This window comes from Sphingosinicella sp. BN140058, assembly GCF_004135585.1.
Lineage (GTDB): Bacteria > Pseudomonadota > Alphaproteobacteria > Sphingomonadales > Sphingomonadaceae > Allosphingosinicella.
In genome coordinates this window covers 1952943-1970715 of sequence record NZ_CP035501.1, presented here as the reverse complement: position 1 = coordinate 1970715, position 17773 = coordinate 1952943, and the positions used below count along the sequence as shown (strand labels likewise).

Sequence of the window (17773 nt, the reverse complement as noted above, 5' to 3'; positions counted from 1 at the left end):
GAAATGGCGGGCTAAGCGGGCCTTGGACAGCGAAGGAAGCCGCTCGTGATCGATCTGGATATCCGCCCCGGCGACGCACTCGTGATCGTCGATCCTCAGAATGATTTCTGTCCGGGCGGCGCGCTCGCGGTAGACGGCGGCGACGAGATCATGGCGGCGATCGGTAATCTTGCCGCCCGGTTTCCGCTGGTGGTGGTCACCCAGGATTGGCACCCGCGCGGCCACAAGTCGTTTGCCAGCAACCATCAGGGCGGCGTAGCGTTCGGCACCGCCGAAATGCCCTATGGAGCCCAGGTGCTGTGGCCCGATCACTGTGTGCAGGGCACGGCCGGGGCCGATTTCCACCCGGGCCTTGCCGCCGCCCTCGATCGCGCCGATCTGATCTTGCGCAAGGGCACCAATCCGGCGGTCGATTCCTACTCGGCCTTCTACGAAAATGATCGCAGCACCGCGACCGGGCTTGCCGGCTATCTGCGCGACAAGAAGGTGTCGCGCTGCGTCTTCGTCGGCCTCGCTTATGATTTTTGCGTCGCTTATTCCGCGCTCGATGCGGTGCGCGAAGGCTTTGCGTCGGTGATCGCCAAGGATCTCACCCGCGCGATCGCAATGCCCGCTGGTGATGGCGGCGGCACCACCGTCGATGCGGCGGAACGGCAATTCGCGGAAGCAGGCGTCGCCATTCTCTAGGATTGGGGGACGCCTGGATAGGTTGCATCCTTCAGCAATGAGGCGAGATGCGCGGCGTTAGCGGCAAGCATCTCAGCCGTCGACGCCACCTGATCCGGCACCTGGGGCAAGTCCTTGAAGTCGGTCTTCGCCATCGCTTCACCGACCCAATAGCAGGCGCCCGCCGCCGGAATCGTCCAGCCGACGTCGTTCAAGGCCTGAAAAAGATCGGCGGTGATGCGATGGGCGCCATCCTCGTTGCCGACGATCGCTGCGACGGCGACCTTGCCGAAGCTCGGAGTCCGTCCGAGCGTGTCGGTTTCGCTCAGAAAGGCGTCCATCCGCTCGAGTGCGCGTTTGGCGATGCTCGACATCTGGCCGAGCCAGATCGGGGTCCCGAAGATGAGGATGTCGGCGTCGAGGATGCGGCGACGAATATCGGGCCAGGCATCCCCGGCCCCTGCATCGGATACGACGCCGGGCTTCACGTCGTGATCCGCCAGCCTGATCGTCTCGGCGAGGGTGACGTCGTGTCGGCCAAGAGCGGAGGCCAGCAGGCCGATCATCTTGTCGGTGGACGATCCTTCATCTCCTCCGGCCTTGAGGCTGCAGTTGAGGGCGATCGCGCGTAGCGTCATGACGTGCTCCTTGCAGAGGGATCGGCAGCCCGTATCGGCAGGGCACCGTTTTCCTCAACGAAGTCCTGGCGGCGTCGATCCACGGCCGCGGGGCACCTGTAACAAAGGCCGTAAAGGGAAAGCTTTCGGACGGCGCGCGTTGGGCCATCGTGCCGCGTTATTATTTCAACGTCTGCTGCGATCGCTTCGAGGCTACCGACGTCGTCGGCGAATATTGCCGAGACCGAACGGCAGCGCATCAGGAAGCGCTGCGTGCTGCGCGCGCGATCGTTCGGAAGCAACTCAGTGCCGAGGAATTGCCGCAACGCGGCTGGATCGAAGTCGAGGATGAGCGTCATCGAACGATCTTGCGCGTGCCGCTTCGCTCCGTGGCCTATTGAGTTGGCACGGCCGCATCCTGCGATTTCGTCCGAAGTGGAGGGTAGATCACCGACGTTTCGCGCGCACTTGCCGTGACGGAGCCGCTTCTGCTGGTCTGTCCTCAGACGCCGCGCCTTTTCAATGCTTTCGCCCGACAGGTGCCCGATCGGTTTTGCGACGTGGGCAGCCTCGATTGCCCGCTCGACATCGGGCTGCTGCGGCCGGGCTGCTCGGGTGCGATCCAATTCGGACCAAAACCGGCTATCTCGGTTCCGCAAAGGAAGGCACACAGAAGGCGTTCCGCATGGAACCCTATGGAAGACGCTTCGTTCGACCAGTCCCCCCCCCGGGTGATCAGACCTCCCCCACCCGCTGATCACCACCAGCCCCGGCCCCTCCCAAGGGGCTGGGGCTTTTCACAGGCGCCAGCCCGGCCTCACGCCTCGGACGGAATCGGCGACGGCACAGCCGTCTGCTCGCTGTGGGCGCTTCCGGCGACGGCATGGCACAGCTGATCCGGGGTGAACGGCTTCGAGAGGACCAGCACGTTCTCGGGACGTTTCGCGATCGATTGCGCATCCGCATAGCCGGTGATGATGATTGCCGGCAGATCGGGACGTCGCTCCCGCACCTGCCTGATCACTTCGGCACCGGAGATGTGGGGCATGGCGTAATCGGTAATCAGCAGGTCGTAATCTTCGCTGCTCTCTTCGAAGAGGGCGAGCACCTCGCGTCCGTCGGCTGCCTCGACGACCACATGACCAAGGTCGGACAGCAATGCGGACGTGGTTGCCCGAACGCCATCATGGTCGTCGACCAGCAGGATGCGCAGCGCTGTCGATGCCTTTTCCGTCGTCCTGCGGCGTTCCGCATCGTCATCGCCGGTTTCGCGCTGCTCCTCGGCGCGGGGCAGCCAGATTTCCGCGCGCGTGCCGACACCGACTTCGCTGTCCATTCGAAACGCGCCGCCCGATTGCTTGGCGAAGCCGTAGACCATCGAGAGACCGAGGCCGGTACCCTTGCCGACATCCTTGGTGGTGAAGAACGGCTCCATCACCTGTTCGAGCAGCTCGGGCGCTATGCCGCAGCCGGTGTCGGCCACGGTCAGCACCACATAGTCGCCCGGGGCGAGACCGTGGTCCGGATCCGCCGAAGCAATCCGGTTCTCCGCACGCACCGAAATGGTGCCGCCGTCCGGCATCGCGTCTCGGGCGTTGATGATCAGGTTCATCAAGGCGAGCTCGAGCTGCGCCTGATCGGCGAAGGCGCACCACAAATCGTCGGTCATCGCCCATTCGAGCTCGACGAGGCCGCCGAGCGTATGGGCGAGAAGATCGGTGACCGCCTCGGCGAGCGTTTCGATCTGGATGCAGGCGGGCTCCAGCTGCTGCCGCCGGGCAAAGGCGAGCAGCCGGCCGACCAGGTCGGAACCCTGTTCGGCCGCGCGCTTGGTCATCGTCAGGATCTTGAGCTGCTCGTCGGCGAGCGGCACCCGGCGCTCGATGAGCCCCAGCCCGCCAAGCACGGCAGCAAGAAGGTTGTTGAAATCGTGCGCGATGCCCCCGGTCAGTTTGCCGATCGCGTCCATTTTCCGGGCCTGGACGAGCTGGCTTTCCAGCTCCTTGCGATCGGTGACGTCGAGCAGGGTGCCGGCATATTCGATCGGCGTTCCGTCCGGTCCGCGCAGCAGAACCGCCTGATCGAGGAAATGCCGGTACTGGCCGTCGGCGCATTGCCAGCGATATTCCACGGCGAGCGAACGCCCTGTCGGCCTGCTCGAGATCGCCGCCACCACCCGCTCCCGGTCGTCGGCATGCAGCCGTTCGATCCACAGGCCGGGATTGCTGTCCAGCGCTTCATATTCATAGCCGGTCAGCGCCGAGAAATTGCCGCCGACGAACTTCGGGCGGCGCGGCTGGGCATCCAGCGCTTCGAGATAGAGCACGATCGGCAGCGACTGGATGATCGCGGCCTGGCGCTGTTCGGCGAGGCGCAACTCCTGCTCCACCCGCAGCCGTTCGGCATTGGCGCGCAAATTGGCATCGAGCAGAGCCTGTTCCTGGCGCGCCTTGCGCTGAATCTCCTTCCGCATTGCGAACAGATCGACGAACACCGCGACCTTGGAGCGCAGCACGACCGGATCGACCGGCTTGAAGACATAGTCGACCGCGCCCATCGAATAGCCGCGGATGAGGTGCTCCGTCTCCTTGTTGACCGCCGACAGGAAGACGATCGGGATGCGCTTGGTCTGCTCGCGGCTGCGGATGATCTGGGCGGTCTCGTAGCCGTCGATGCCCGGCATGTAGACGTCGAGCAGGATGACCGCGAAGTCGCCCTTGAGCAGGTGGCGAAGCGCCTCTTCGCCGGAGCGCGCCTCGACGATGTCGCCGACATCCTCGAGCACGGTGCGGATGGCGAGCAGGTTGCGTTCGTCGTCGTCAACGACCAGCACCCGCGGCCGCTCCGCCGCCTCGTCGCTGGTCGCAACCGGGCTGCTGACGGGCAATGGCTCCGCGGAACCGATGGACATGCGTACGCTCATCTTACTCCGCCGGGTTCAGGCTGTCGGCGCCGGCCGGACGGGCGCTTTGCCGCGCGCGCGCAATCCACACGCGCAGCAGCGCCAGCAGCAGATCGATGTCGACCGGCTTGGCAATATAGTCGGACGCGCCGGCGTCGAGACATTTCTGACGATCGCCCTTCATCGCCTTGGCGGTAACCGCGATCAGCGGCACCTCGGCGAGCGCCGGACGCTTGCGGATCTGCTGCATCGTTTCGTAGCCGTCCATTTCGGGCATCATGATGTCGATGAGGGCGATGTCGATCCCCGGCGTCTGTTCGAGGATGACGATGCCGTCCTTGCCGCGCTCGGCGTGCAGAACCTCCACATCGTAGCTCTCCAGCACGCTCGTCAGCGAGTAGATGTTGCGGATGTCGTCGTCGACGATCAGCATCTTGGCCCCGGCAAGCTCGGGTACGGCGCGGGCGCCGCTCGCGGCATGCGACGGGGGCGCATCTTCGGGCACGATTTCGAGCAGCGGCGCCGACGTCCGGATGTGCGCGGCGAGATCGCGGAACACCTGCGCCAGCGCCTCCTGGTCGGCAGGCTTCTCGGTCACGCCGAACGCGCCCATGTCGATCACCGAGTTGAGCTTGTCGGCGCCCGAAATGACGTGGATGGGAACGTGGCTGGTCTGCGAGTCGTGCTTTAGGAGATCGAGCAGCACGAAGCCGTCGATATCGGACAGACCGAGATCGAGGGTGATCGCATCCGGCTGCAGCTTGCGCGCCATCGCAAGCGTGCCGGCACCGGCGGTCGAGACGACTCCCTTCAGGCCCGCCGCGCGGGCGAGATCCAGCAGGATCGACGCGAAGGTGGCGTCGTCCTCGACGATCAGGACGAAGGGATCGCCGCTCAGACTGTCGCGATCGTCACTGACTTCGAATCCCGCCGGGAGCGCTGTCGGCACCATGGCGCCGCTATTGTCGTAGCGCGCGCTGCTGCCGCCGTTGCTGCCGATCTTGGGCGCGATCGCCTGCATCGGGATGAACAGGGTGAAGGTCGATCCCTCGCCGGGCTTAGAGCGGACCTGCAATTCGCCGCCGAGCAGCCGCGCGATCTCGCGGCTGATCGAGAGACCAAGGCCGGTGCCGCCATATTTGCGGCTGGTGGTACCGTCGGCCTGCTGGAACGCCTCGAAGATCAGCTTCTGCTTGTCTTCCGGAATGCCGATGCCGGTGTCGGTGACCGCGATCGAGATCGCCTTGTCGGCACCGCGCAGCACCGGGTGGTTGGGGCTCCAGCCGCTCTTCGCCGCCTTGACGGCCAGCGTGACGCTGCCCTGGGCAGTGAACTTGAAGGCGTTGGACAGCAGGTTGAGGACGATCTGCTGCAGCCTCTTCTCGTCGGTGCGGATGGTCGACGGCAGGCTGGCGTCGAAGTCGACGTTGAAGTCCAGATTCTTGTCGGCGGCGAGCTGCCGGAAGGTCCGCTCCATATGCTGCTTCATCGTGCTCATCGGCATCTCGCCGACCTCGATCGACACCGTGCCCGATTCGATCTTCGACAGATCGAGAATGTCGTTGATCAGGCTCAGCAGATCCGATCCCGCCGAGTGGATGGTGCGCGCGAAATCGGTCTGCTTCTCGTTGAGATTGCCCTGCGGATTGTCGGCGAGCAGCTTGGACAGGATCAGCAGCGAGTTGAGCGGAGTCCGCAGCTCGTGGCTCATATTGGCCAGGAACTCGGATTTGTACTTGGAGGTGAGGGCGAGCTGTTCCGCTTTCTCCTCCACCGCACGACGGGCCATCTCGATCTCGATGTTCTTGGCCTCGACCTGCTTCTTCTCGTTCTCGAGCAGCTGGGCTTTCTCCTGCAGCTCCTCGTTGGTCGCGTGAAGCTCCTCCTGCTTGGTGGTGAGCTCGGTCTGGCGCGCCTGGAGTTCCTGGGTGAGCAGCTGCGACTGTTTGAGCAGACCCTCGGTTCGCATGGTGGCGGCGATCGTGTTGAGAACGATGCCGACCGATTCCATCAGCTGATCGAGGAAGCTCTGGTGGGTTTCGTTGAAGTCGCTGAACGAGGCGAGCTCGATCACCGCCTTGACCTCGTCCTCGAACAAAGCGGGAAGGATTGCGACGCTCGCCGGCTTGGCATGGCCGAGGCCCGAGCCGATCCGGATGAACTCGCCGGGAACGTCCTTGAGCACGATCGCGCGCTTGTCGGCCGCGGCCTGCCCGACCAGGCCTTCGCGAAGCTTGAACTCGCGCTTCAACGCGTCGCTATTCTCGGCGCCGTAGCTGGCGACGAGCTCCATCTTGGCTTCCTCTTCCTCGCGCTTGGTGACGTAGAACACGCCATATTGCGCGTTCACCAGCGGCGCGAGTTCGGACATGATCAGGTTCGACACGGTGGTGAGATCGCGCTCGCCCTGGAGCATGCGCGAGAAGCGGGCGAGATTGGTCTTGAGCCAATCCTGCTCGGCATTCTTCAGCGTCTGATCCTTGAGGTTGCGGATCATCTCGTTGATCGTGTCCTTGAGGGCGGCCATTTCGCCCGACGCCTCCACCGCGATCGAGCGGGTAAGGTCGCCCTTGGTCACGGCGGTCGCCACGTCGGCGATCGATCGGACCTGGTTGGTCAGATTGGCGGCGAGCTGGTTCACGTTGTCGGTGAGATCGCGCCACAGGCCGGCGGCGCCGGGGACGCGCGCCTGGCCGCCGAGCCGGCCCTCGATGCCGACCTCGCGCGCCATGTTGGTGACCTGGTCGCCGAAGGTCGACAGCGTCTCGATCATGAAGTTGATCGTCTCGGCGAGCGCGGCGATTTCGCCTTTGGCGTCCACGGTCAGCTTGCGGCGCAGATTGCCCTGCGCCACCGCGGTGACGACGTCGGCGATGCCGCGCACCTGGTTGGTGAGGTTGGTCGCCATCAGGTTGACGTTGTCGGTCAGATCCTTCCAGGTTCCGCCGACGCCCGGCACCTGCGCCTGGCCGCCCAACTTGCCCTCGGTGCCGACTTCGCGCGCCACGCGGGTCACTTCCGAGGCGAACGAGTTGAGCTGATCGACCATCACGTTGATCGTGTCCTTGAGCGCGAGAATCTCGCCCTTCACGTCCACAGTGATCTTCTTGGAAAGGTCGCCCCTCGCCACGGCGGTGGTCACGTCGGCGATGTTGCGGACCTGACCGGTAAGGTTCGCCGCCATCAGATTGACGTTGTCGGTAAGATCCTTCCAGGTGCCGGCGACGCCGCGCACCTGCGCCTGTCCGCCGAGTTTCCCTTCGGTGCCCACCTCGCGCGCCACGCGCGTCACTTCGGACGCGAAGCCGTTGAGCTGGTCGACCATGGTGTTGATGGTGTTCTTGAGCTCGAGGATCTCGCCCTTCACGTCCACCGTGATCTTTTTCGACAAGTCGCCGAGCGCCACCGCGGTGGTCACCTCGGCGATGTTGCGGACCTGGCCGGTGAGATTGGCGGCCATCGCGTTCACATTGTCGGTGAGATCCTTCCAGGTGCCGCCGACGCCTTCCACCTGCGCCTGGCCGCCGAGCTTGCCTTCGGAGCCCACTTCGCGCGCCACGCGGGTCACTTCCGACGCGAACGAGTTGAGCTGGTCGACCATGACGTTGATCGTGTTCTTGAGCTCGAGGATCTCGCCCTTCACGTCGACGGTGATCTTCTTCGACAAGTCGCCTCTCGCCACGGCGGTGGTCACCTCGGCGATGTTGCGGACCTGTCCCGTCAGATTGCCGGCCATCAAATTGACGTTGTCGGTGAGATCCTTCCAGGTGCCGGCAACGCCTTCCACCTGCGCCTGGCCGCCGAGCTTGCCTTCGGAGCCCACTTCGCGCGCCACGCGGGTCACTTCGGAGGCGAAACCGTTGAGCTGATCGACCATGGTGTTGATGGTGTTCTTGAGCTCGAGGATCTCGCCCTTCACCTCCACCGTGATCTTCTTCGACAAGTCGCCTCTCGCCACGGCCGTGGTCACTTCGGCGATGTTGCGGACCTGGCCGGTCAGGTTGGCGGCCATCAAATTGACGTTGTCGGTCAGATCGGCCCAGGTCCCGGCGACTCCCGGCACCTGCGCCTGGCCGCCGAGCTTGCCTTCGGTGCCCACCTCGCGCGCCACGCGCGTCACTTCCGAGGCGAAGCCGTTGAGCTGGTCGACCATGGTGTTGATGGTGTTCTTGAGCTCGAGAATCTCGCCCTTCACGTCGACGGTGATCTTCTTCGACAAGTCGCCCGATGCGACGGCGGTGGTCACTTCCGCGATGTTGCGGACCTGGCCCGTCAGATTGTCGGCCATCAGATTGACGTTGTCGGTCAGATCCTTCCAGGTTCCGCCGACGCCAGGCACCTGCGCCTGGCCGCCCAGCTTTCCTTCGGTGCCGACTTCGCGCGCCACGCGGGTCACTTCCGAGGCGAAGCCGTTGAGCTGATCGACCATGGTGTTGATGGTGTTCTTGAGCTCGAGGATCTCGCCCTTCACGTCCACCGTGATCTTCTTGGAAAGATCGCCGCGGGCCACCGCGGTGGTCACTTCGGCGATGTTGCGAACCTGGCCGGTGAGGTTCGCGGCCATCAGATTGACGTTGTCGGTCAAGTCGGCCCAGGTGCCGGCGACTCCCGGCACCTGCGCCTGCCCGCCGAGCTTGCCTTCGGTGCCGACTTCGCGGGCCACGCGAGTCACTTCCGAGGCGAAGGCGTTGAGCTGATCGACCATCGTGTTGATGGTGTTCTTGAGCTCGAGGATCTCGCCCTTCACCTCCACGGTGATCTTCTTGGAAAGATCACCGGACGCGACGGCGGTGGTCACCTCGGCGATGTTGCGGACTTGACCGGTCAGGTTGGTCGCCATCGCGTTGACGTTGTCGGTCAGATCCTTCCAGGTGCCCGCCACGCCCTTCACGTTGGCCTGTCCGCCGAGCTTGCCTTCGGTGCCGACCTCGCGCGCCACGCGCGTCACTTCCGAGGCGAACGAGGCGAGCTGCTCCACCATCGTGTTCACGATCTTGCCGATGCGCAGGAATTCGCCGCGCAGCGGCCGACCGTCGATCTCCACCGTCATCGACTGCGACAGGTCGCCCTTGGCGACCGCGCCGATCACGCGCGCGACTTCGGCGGTCGGCTGGACCATGTCTTCGATCAGCTCGTTGACCGACCGGATCGCGGTCTCCCAGCCGCCGGTGGCGCTGCGCACGGCACCACGCTGGGTGATCTTGCCTTCCTTGCCGACGACCTGGCTGAGACGCTCGAATTCGTGCGTCATCTCCTGGTTGATCGACACCACCTCGTTGAACAAGGTCGCGATTTCGCTGTCCACGCCGGAGAGATCCTCGGGCAGGCGCACCGAGAAGTCGCCGCGGCGGAGGCTGCGGAGCGCGGTGACGAGCTGGCGGCGATCGAGAGATTCGCGAGGGAGTTCGACGTTCACTCAGGGCTCCATATTAAGCGTCAGTCCCCCCAGACATCGTTGCACCGTCCCCCCGGGCGGTGATGGCGCGCTCTACATAGCAGAGGATATTCTGAGCGCCGCCAGAAATTTGTCATGCCCCGCCAAACCTTAAGCAGGCATTGCTATCGGCTTCGAAACGCGATTAAGCGACCGTTCCGTGGACGGCAGAAGGACGGATCCCGGCATAATGGCGTCACGGGACGAACTCTCGCGTTTCATCCGATCGAGTTTCCGCTCGGTCTGGTCGCTCGAATTGCTGCTGCTGCTCAAGCGCGACCGGCGGCGCTGGACCCATGACGAGATCGTCGCCGGTCTCCGGGGCAGCGAGCTGATCGTCAACCAGAGCGTCGGCTGGCTCTCGGCGGCTGGCCTCATCGTCGCCGACGAAGACGGCAGCGTCACTTATGCACCGGTGTCGGAAGAGGTCGGAGAATTCGTCGATGCGGCCGAGCAACTCTATGCGCGCCGTCCCGATGCGGTGCGGCGGATGATCGTGGACGCCTCGGCAGGCGGCCTCGCCGCTTTCGCCGACGCGTTCCGGTTCAGGAAGGATTGACCATGAACGAGGTCTTCCCGGCGATCGTCTACCTGTTGTGCTTCGCCACCAGCGCCGCCTGTGCCTGGCTGCTCATGCGATCCTATCGCATCAGCGGCGCCCGCCTGCTGCTATGGAGCGGCCTCTGCTTCATCTTCCTGGCCGCGAACAATCTGGTCGTCGTGCTCGATCTGCTGGTGCTGCGCGATCTGGACATGCGGATGCCGCGCTTGCTGCTTGCGCTCGCCGCGGTGTCGATCCTGCTGTTCGGCTTCGTCTGGGATCTGGAGGAAGAATGAGATGACGATCTTCAACTTCCTCGCCGGTGCCGTCACGTTCGGCTTCTTGCTCGCCGGATTGTTCTTCCTGCGCTTCTGGAAGCGGACCGCCGACAGTCTGTTCCTCGCGTTCGCGGCCGCCTTCCTGCTGCTCGGGATCGGGCAGGCCCTGCTGACGCTCACCGACATCCCGGTCGAGGAACGGAGCTGGCTATATCTGTTCCGGCTGGCCGCCTTCGCGTTGATCCTGGTGGCGATCGTCGGCAAGAACAAGCGGCGCAGCTGATCGCCTGATCCAGACGCAAAAACAAACCCCTCCGGAGTGCCGGAGGGGCGTGTTCAGGCACCGCTGGTCCGCCTCAGTCGTCGAGCCGAGAGAGCAGGTCCTCGAACATCTTCAGCGATCGGACCTCGCCGTCCATCGCGAACGCCTGGCGGAGCGCGCTGCCGACGCCGGCATGAACGGTCGGCGGCGCGACCTTCACGAAGCGCCTTTCGGAAGCATGTACCATGGCTTCATGTCTCGGATTCATTGTATTCACGCCCGGAGAACGCCCGGAAACGACCAGAGTTGCAAACATTGCGCACCCCCAACGGAACTGATTTGAATTGTGGCTCGCCGGCCACGCCAGCGGCTGCGGACGAGCATCTGCAAGACGCGCTTGCGAGAGCCCGGCGTCATTCGCCATTTCTGCGCCTGCAGCTCGATCGATTTCCGGCCGTAGCGACGGCCCTTGAAACCGGGACGATCGTCCAGGCGGTGCAGACCGCGCGGGGTGCAGGCGTCGACGCGCCGAGCCTCGCCGCGGCACTGCGCCGCGAGCGCAGCGCGCTCGCAACCGCGTTGGCGATCGGCGATCTTGCCGGCCTGATCCCGTTCGAGGCGCTGGTCGCGGAACTCTCCGACCTTGCCGACAAGAGTCTCCATCGCGCTATCGAAGCGGCGATCCTCGAGCGCACGCCCGATGCCGAGCCCCGCGGCTTCACGATCATTGCGCTCGGCAAGCATGGCAGCCGCGAGCTCAATTATTCGTCCGACATCGATCCGCTGTTCCTGTTCGATCCAGCCACGCTCCCGCTCAAGCCGCGCGAGGAGCCGGGGCAGGCGGCGGTGCGGATCGGACAGCGCGTGATCGAGCTGATCCAGAAGCGGGACGGCGAAGGCTACGTGTTCCGGATCGATCTGCGGCTGCGCCCGTCGTCGGAAGTGACGCCGATCGCGCTGCCCGTCGACGCCGCAATCTCTTACTACGAATCGAGCGCCCTGCCGTGGGAACGTGCCGCGTTCATTCGTGCCCGGCATGCCGCAGGTGACGTCGCGCTCGGCCGCTATTTCCTTGACGCGATCCACCCGTTCGTATGGCGGCGCTCGCTGGATTTCGGAGCGATCGAGGAACTGCAATCGATCACGCGCAGGATCCGTGATCATTATTCGCAGGGGCAGAAATTCGGTCCCGGCTATGATCTCAAGCGCGGGCGCGGCGGCATCCGGGAGGTGGAGTTCTTCGCCCAGATCCATCAGCTCATCCATGGCGGACGGGAGCCGGGGCTGCGGGCGCGGGCGACCCTGGACGCGCTTGCCGCCCTTGCCGCAGACGCCCGGATCTCGTCCACGGACGCAGCCGACATGGCCGACGCCTATCGCCTGTTCCGAACGATCGAGCACCGCCTGCAGATGGTCGACGATCGTCAGACTCACAGCCTGCCGGCGGATCCCGCCGCCCTCGACAATGTGGCGCGTCTTCATGGCCTGGAGGACGGCGCATCTTTGCTTGCGCTGCTGCGCCCGCAGGTGGATCGGGTTGCCGCCGTCTATACGGCGATGGCCGGCGACCAGGAGGAGCATCTGCCGCTCGTCCCGGAGGCGCTCGAAGTTCGACTTGCGGAGATCGGGTTCGCATCGCCTGCCGAAGCGCGGGGGCGGGTGGATCGCTGGCGGTCCGGCAAGGCGCGCTCGCTGCGCACCGCGCCCGCGCGGGAGGCGTTCGAAGCGATGCTGCCGTTGCTGCTCGAAGCCTTCGCCAGGGCGCCCGATCCGATGCGCGCGATGAACCGCTTCGAGGACGTGCTCGAACGTTTGCCGAGCGGAGTCAATTTCTATCGCCTGCTGCAGGCGCGGCCGGGGCTCACCGAGCATCTCGCCGAAATCCTCAGTCACGCGCCGACCCTTGCCGATCAGCTCGCCCGGCGTCCCGAACTGCTCGACGGCCTGATCGACGCCTCGGCGTTCGATCTTCCGCCGCCTTTGTCCGATCTCATCGCCGAGTTCGTCCAGGCGGAGCGCAAGGGGGAGGATTACCAGATGATCCTCGATCGGGTCCGCCGACTGGTCAACGAACGCCGCTTTGCGCTTGGCGTTCAACTCGTCACCGGGCGCAGCCAGCCGCTCGACGTCACCACCGGCTATGCCCGTGTTGCCGAGGCTGCGCTCAACGTGCTTGCCGACGTGACCATCGCCGAATTCGAGAAGCGGCACGGCAAGGTACCCGGTTCCGAACTGCTGATCCTTGCGCTCGGCCGCTTCGGCGGCGAAGCGCTGACCCACGCCTCCGATCTCGATCTGGTCTACCTGTTCAGCGGCACCCACGAGGCCGAATCGGACGGCGAGAAGCCGCTGCGGGCTACCGACTATTTTAATCGGCTGGCGCCGCGGGTGACTGCGGCGCTCAGCGTGCCGACGGCGGCCGGGCCACTCTACGAGGTCGACACCCGCCTCCGTCCCTCCGGCAAGGACGGCCTGCTCGCGGTCAGCGTCGAGAGCTTCGAGCGCTACCAGCGCGAACAGGCGTGGACCTGGGAGCATCTCGCCTTGCTGCGCGCGCGCCCGATCTACGGTTCACCCGCGGCGCGGGCTGAGCTCGCGGCGGTGATCGATCGCACCTTGCGGCTTTCGCGCGACCCCGGTCAGGTCACCGCCGAGGCGGTGCGGATGCGCCGGGATATCGCGCTCCACAAGCAGGCCGGCGGGCCGTTCGACATCAAGCTTGGCGAGGGTGGGCTCGTCGACCTGGAATTCGCAGTTCACACGCTCCAGCTTCGCACCGGGATCGGCCTCGATCCGCATCTGGAAGTCGCCATCGAGGCGCTGTGCCGTGCCGGCCTCGTGCGGCAGGACAGCGATGAGGCTCTGCGTCTGCTCATATCGATGCTGGTCATGTTCCGGCTGGTGTCGCCGAGTTCGGCGGAACCCGCCGAAGCATCCCGGCCGCTGGTTGCGCGGGCCTGCGGGTTGCCGGACTGGCAGGCGCTGCTTGCAGCGCATGCGCAGGCGCGGCAGAGCGTTTCGGAACTCTGGCGGAACGTTGCCGCCGCCGCGGCGCCGGCGGCCTAATGATGAAAGGGCAAGTGGATGGTGAACGAAGGTGATCTGGTTCCGGACGTGAAGCTGATCAGCGTCGACGGCAAGGAGATCAGCCCGGCCGATTTCCGCAGCCAGAAGCTCGTCCTCTATTTCTATCCGAAGGACGACACGTCCGGCTGCACCGCCGAGGCGCAGGCGTTCAGCGCCCTTGCCGATGCCTTCCAGGATGCCAATGCGTGGGTCCTCGGCATCTCCAAGGACGATTCCAAGAAGCACGCCAAGTTCATCGACAAATATGATCTGAAGGTTCAGCTCGCGACCGACGCGGACGGGTCGGTTTGCGAAGCGTTCGGCACCTGGATCGAGAAGTCGATGTACGGCCGCAAATATATGGGGATCGACCGGGCGACCTTCCTGATCGATCGCGACGGCAAGGTTCAGAGGGTCTGGCGCAAGGTCAAGGTGCCCGGCCACGCCGAAGAGGTGCTTGAAGCGGCCCGCGCATTGCCCTGAGGGGCAAGCGCGGGCGGCCCACGCGTTCGACGGCGATGGCCCTGCTTCCCCCCGGCGGCTGATCGATCCTCGCTTCGGCGACCTGGCCCGTGCGCGCAGGACGGTCCACCCCCGGAACGCCTTGCGGCTCGGGCTCGGCGGCCTCGCGCCGCTGTCGGAACCTCTATTCGGCAGACTCTGAGGGGCGCGTCCGGTTTCGGACACATCGCGTTCGGAAACGAACGTAGACGAAGCACGCTGGAGAGAATTGCGCCGGAGCGACCGCTGGCATGCTTCTTGCGCAATAGCGGGGAAAGCATCAAGGCGCGCGACCCCGTAGAAGAAGCGGGGCCCAAGGGGAGTGAAGAGTGGGTAATCGGGTCAGGGTTGCGGCGGCGGCATTGCTGTTGGGGTGCAGCGTTCCGGCCGCGGCGCAGCAGGCCGGCCCGGGCGGACGCACGCTCTATGAAGCAGCCTATTTCGAGCGCTACTCGCCGTCGAGCGCATTGGAGATCGTCCGGCGCGTGCCCGGATTCGTGCTGGAATTGGGCGCGGAGGACGTGCGCGGCTTTGGCCAGGCGGCAGGCAACGTCGTCATCAACGGCAATCGCCCAAGCTCGAAGAGCGATACGCTGGAGGCGATCCTCGCGCGCATCCCTGCCAACCGAGTCGCGCGGGTCGAGGTCGGAACCGGCGATCTGTTCGGATCGGAATTTTCGGGCAGGGCGCAGGTGCTCAACCTGGTGCTGACCTCCGGGGGCGGGCTCGCCGGCACGGTTACGGCGACCGCCCGCCGCGACTATACCGGGCAGATCACGCCGGAGGGGAGTGTCTCGGCGCTCTATCGCCGCGGTGCCTCGAGCTTCAACCTGTCGGCCGGGTACAATAACAGTCATACGCCTGAGGAAGGTATCGACGACGTGACGGCGCTTCCGAGCGGAGCTCTGTTGGAGCATCGGCGCAAGATCAATGACATCAGCGAGCGTGAGGCCTTCCTTTCCGGTTCGTGGGAGCATCAGGGCGGTGCCAATCGCGGCGCGCACCTGAACTTCCGGGTGGAGCGCGAGCGGTTCGAGCTCGATCAGACCAACGACGTGTTCCCGGTGCGCGGGCCGATTCGCGACGATCGGCTCGGGCAGGATTATCGGACTCGGGAATTCGAGCTTGGCGGCGACGTCACGCGCCCGCTTTGGGGCGGCGCGATAAAGCTCATCGGCCTGGCGACGCGGCGCCACCGCAAGGAAGCGGAATTCTCCTTCAATCGCATCCAGGGGGATGTGATCGGCGGCTACGAGCAGAATGTCGAAAGCCAGCGCGACGAGACGCTCGGGCGGCTGGTCTGGTCGACCCCCAACGCGGGCGGCTGGAGCGTCGAGGCCGGGGTCGAGGCGGTTCTCAACAGCCTCGACAGCGACGTCAATCTATTCGAACTGGATGAACAGGGTGATCGGGTGCGGGTCGATCTCCCGATCGATCAGGCGGTGGTGAAGGAATGGCGCGGCGAAGCCTTCTACAATGTCGGCCGAAGCCTGTCGCCGACGGTGCGGATCGACCTCGGCTTTACGTTCGAAGCATCTCGGCTGACTGTCCGCGGGGACACCGAGGCGGAACGGACGCTGCGCTTCCTCAAGCCCAAGGCGGTGCTCGACTGGCGACCGAAGGGGCCATGGCATGCGCAAGTTTCGCTGATCCGGACGGTTGCCCAGCTCGACTTCGAGGATTTCATCAGCTCGGCCGAGCTCACCAACGACCGGGTCAATGCGGGCAATGCCGATCTGGTGCCGCAACGGGCCTGGGAAGGCTTGCTGACGGTCGAGCGCACCGTCCTCGGCGACGGCCTCGCCAAGGTCGAACTCGGCTATAATCTGATCGAGAAGGTGCAGGATCGCGTGCCGACGCCCGAAGGCTTCGACGCCCCCGGAAATCTCGGCACCGGACGGCAGGCGTTCGTCAAGACCACCGTCGACCTTCCGCTCGGCAGCGTCGGCATCAAGGGCGGCCGCTTCACCTGGAACACGATGTTCCAGGATACGTCCGTCGAAGATCCCTACACCCACCGGAACCGCCGCTTCTCGGGGCTGACCAGCTGGTCGTACGAGCTCGGCCTGCGCCAGGATCTCGGCAAGTTCGCGTGGAGCGTCAACTATACTGCCAGTCCGCGGGAGCCCTATTACTGGCGCGACGAGATCGACGCTCCCAACGGACGCGAGCCGTTCATCAATGCCTTCGTCGAATATCGGCCCGACCGGGCGACGACGATCACGCTCGGCGCCGACAATATCCTCGACGTCCCGGGCACCCGCACCCGCATCTTCTTCGCGCCCGACCGGTCGAACCCCGATCCTTATCAGCGCGAGTTCCGGGAGCGGAACGGCCACGTCACGGCCTATCTGCGTTTCAAGCGCAGCTTCGGCTGATAGTCATGCCCGTCCGGGATCGAGATCCGGGAGTAACGCCGCTTCGGCGTACAACGCTTCGAGATCGGCCGTAAGGATGGCGTCCAGCAGGGCTTCGAAGCTTTCGACCACGAAGTAGCCGGTCTGGAAGGCGTCGCTACGATAGGTGGTGCGCAGCACTTCGGGCAGCGCGAACGGACGACGCCTGGGCTCGGCGCTGTCGAGGCTGAAGCGGGATTCGCCGAAGCTGGAGAGGATGCCGGCGCCGAAGATGCGCAATGCGCCGCCTTCGCGCGCCAACCCGAATTCGACCGTGTACCAGTACAAGCGCGCCAGGCGGTCGAGCATGCCGAGGTCGAGGGCCTCGAGGCCTTTCTGACCAAGTGCCTGCATGAAATCGGCGATCGCAGGCAGCGCCAGCAGCGGCACGTGGCCGAAGACGTCGTGAAACACGTCTGGCTCTTCCAGATAGTCGAGCTGGCTGCGGCTGCGGATGAAATTGCCGGCGGGAAAGCGGCGATTGGCGAGATGCTCGAAGAAGATGTCGTCGGGCACCAGCCCAGGCACGGAGACCACCGTCCATCCGGTGCGGCGGTGAAGTCGCTCGTTGAGTTCGCCGAATTCCGGGATGCCGGGCCGCGACAGTCGCAACACGTCCAGCCCTTCCTCGAACGCGGCGACGGCGCGACCGCGCAGCATTTCCTGCTGGCGTGCGAACAGGATATCCCAGGTCGCATGCTCCTCGCCGGTGAAGCGATGCCAGTTCTGCGGCACCGTCCAGTCGGCCGCGGCACCGGCGGGCGGTGCCGGCGCGGCGGGATCCGTTTCGGTGAAATCCTTGAACATCTGCGGTCTTCCTCGTGCATAAAGAAAGACCCCGCCCGGAATGTCCGGACGGGGTCGATTGAAGCGTTCGCTGTGCGATCAGCGCGTCAAATCGGTCCCGTCCCCGGGGGATAATAATAGGTGTAGCCGGCCGCGCGCGCCGACGCTGCGGCGGAAGCCGCTGCCGTCGTGGCGAGGATATGCGCAGTGCCGATCATCGTTTCTATCTGACCTTCGCGACCATGTTTGTCAAACCGGGTGATGCAAGTCCCTGCACGCGAAGCGATGAACCCGGCGTGACCATCGGGCATTGATGCCGCAACA

Annotated in this window: 13 protein-coding genes; 8 read left to right on the top strand and 5 right to left on the bottom strand. The window is 65.0% G+C overall.

The genetic code is table 11. The features are described 5' to 3' along the window. Nucleotides 1-45 precede the first annotated feature (45 nt). Nucleotides 46-687 carry a bifunctional nicotinamidase/pyrazinamidase gene (pncA, locus tag ETR14_RS08890; RefSeq protein ID WP_129384281.1) on the top strand — a complete coding sequence of 214 codons (642 nt, stop codon included), beginning with the start codon at nucleotides 46-48 and terminating at the stop codon, nucleotides 685-687. Here the strand turns inward: pncA and ETR14_RS08885 are convergent. Continuing rightward, the gene (locus tag ETR14_RS08885) at nucleotides 684-1304 is read right to left on the bottom strand and encodes a flavodoxin family protein (RefSeq protein ID WP_129384280.1); all 621 of its coding nucleotides are present in this window, start codon (nucleotides 1302-1304) and stop codon (nucleotides 684-686) included. The two genes, pncA and ETR14_RS08885, sit on opposite strands and share 4 nt — an antisense overlap. 149 nt (nucleotides 1305-1453) lie before the next feature. Here ETR14_RS08885 and ETR14_RS08880 point away from each other — a divergent pair, with 149 nt between their 5' ends. Next, nucleotides 1454-1684 (top strand): hypothetical protein, encoded by a 231-nt coding sequence (locus tag ETR14_RS08880; RefSeq protein ID WP_129384279.1) that lies wholly within the window; start codon nucleotides 1454-1456, stop codon nucleotides 1682-1684. Nucleotides 1685-2100: 416 nt separating this feature from the next. On the opposite strand, the gene ETR14_RS08875 is transcribed toward ETR14_RS08880, so the two are convergent. Next, complete coding sequence (locus ETR14_RS08875; protein WP_129384278.1) at nucleotides 2101-4194, bottom strand: response regulator; 2094 nt, start codon at nucleotides 4192-4194, stop codon at nucleotides 2101-2103. A gap of 13 nt (nucleotides 4195-4207) precedes the next feature. Continuing rightward, nucleotides 4208-9601, bottom strand: a complete 5394-nt coding sequence (locus tag ETR14_RS08870) for a HAMP domain-containing protein (protein ID WP_129384277.1) — start codon at nucleotides 9599-9601, stop codon at nucleotides 4208-4210. A 208-nt stretch (nucleotides 9602-9809) separates the two neighbouring features. Here ETR14_RS08870 and ETR14_RS08865 point away from each other — a divergent pair, with 208 nt between their 5' ends. Genes ETR14_RS08865 through ETR14_RS08855 form a run of 3 tightly spaced genes read left to right on the top strand, consistent with a single transcriptional unit; the run spans nucleotide 9810 to nucleotide 10721 of the window. After that, the gene (locus ETR14_RS08865) at nucleotides 9810-10178 is read left to right on the top strand and encodes a hypothetical protein (protein ID WP_129384276.1); all 369 of its coding nucleotides are present in this window, start codon (nucleotides 9810-9812) and stop codon (nucleotides 10176-10178) included. 2 nt (nucleotides 10179-10180) lie between these two features. After that, on the top strand, nucleotides 10181-10456 hold the full coding sequence (locus ETR14_RS08860; protein WP_129384275.1) for a DUF5985 family protein: 276 nt from the start codon (nucleotides 10181-10183) through the stop codon (nucleotides 10454-10456). Nucleotide 10457: 1 nt separating this feature from the next. Beyond that, nucleotides 10458-10721 carry a DUF5985 family protein gene (locus ETR14_RS08855; RefSeq protein ID WP_129384274.1) on the top strand — a complete coding sequence of 88 codons (264 nt, stop codon included), beginning with the start codon at nucleotides 10458-10460 and terminating at the stop codon, nucleotides 10719-10721. A gap of 73 nt (nucleotides 10722-10794) precedes the next feature. Here the strand turns inward: ETR14_RS08855 and ETR14_RS28305 are convergent, their stop codons facing one another. Continuing rightward, nucleotides 10795-10947 carry a hypothetical protein gene (locus ETR14_RS28305; RefSeq protein WP_165356384.1) on the bottom strand — a complete coding sequence of 51 codons (153 nt, stop codon included), beginning with the start codon at nucleotides 10945-10947 and terminating at the stop codon, nucleotides 10795-10797. A gap of 137 nt (nucleotides 10948-11084) precedes the next feature. Here ETR14_RS28305 and glnE point away from each other — a divergent pair, with 137 nt between their 5' ends. The 3 genes from glnE to ETR14_RS08840 all read left to right on the top strand — a co-directional run bounded on the left by glnE (nucleotide 11085) and on the right by ETR14_RS08840 (nucleotide 16645). Beyond that, nucleotides 11085-13766 carry a bifunctional [glutamate--ammonia ligase]-adenylyl-L-tyrosine phosphorylase/[glutamate--ammonia-ligase] adenylyltransferase gene (gene glnE, locus ETR14_RS08850; protein ID WP_129391589.1) on the top strand — a complete coding sequence of 894 codons (2682 nt, stop codon included), beginning with the start codon at nucleotides 11085-11087 and terminating at the stop codon, nucleotides 13764-13766. 18 nt (nucleotides 13767-13784) lie between these two features. Continuing rightward, a complete protein-coding gene (locus ETR14_RS08845; RefSeq protein WP_129384273.1) occupies nucleotides 13785-14249 on the top strand; it encodes a peroxiredoxin in 465 nt (154 codons plus the stop codon). Between the two features lie 347 nt (nucleotides 14250-14596). Then, on the top strand, nucleotides 14597-16645 hold the full coding sequence (locus ETR14_RS08840) for a hypothetical protein (RefSeq protein WP_129384272.1): 2049 nt from the start codon (nucleotides 14597-14599) through the stop codon (nucleotides 16643-16645). Between the two features lie 3 nt (nucleotides 16646-16648). Here ETR14_RS08840 and phhA read toward each other — a convergent pair whose 3' ends face one another. Next, nucleotides 16649-17470, bottom strand: a complete 822-nt coding sequence (phhA, locus tag ETR14_RS08835) for a phenylalanine 4-monooxygenase (protein ID WP_129384271.1) — start codon at nucleotides 17468-17470, stop codon at nucleotides 16649-16651. Between the last annotated feature and the right edge of the window lie 303 nt (nucleotides 17471-17773).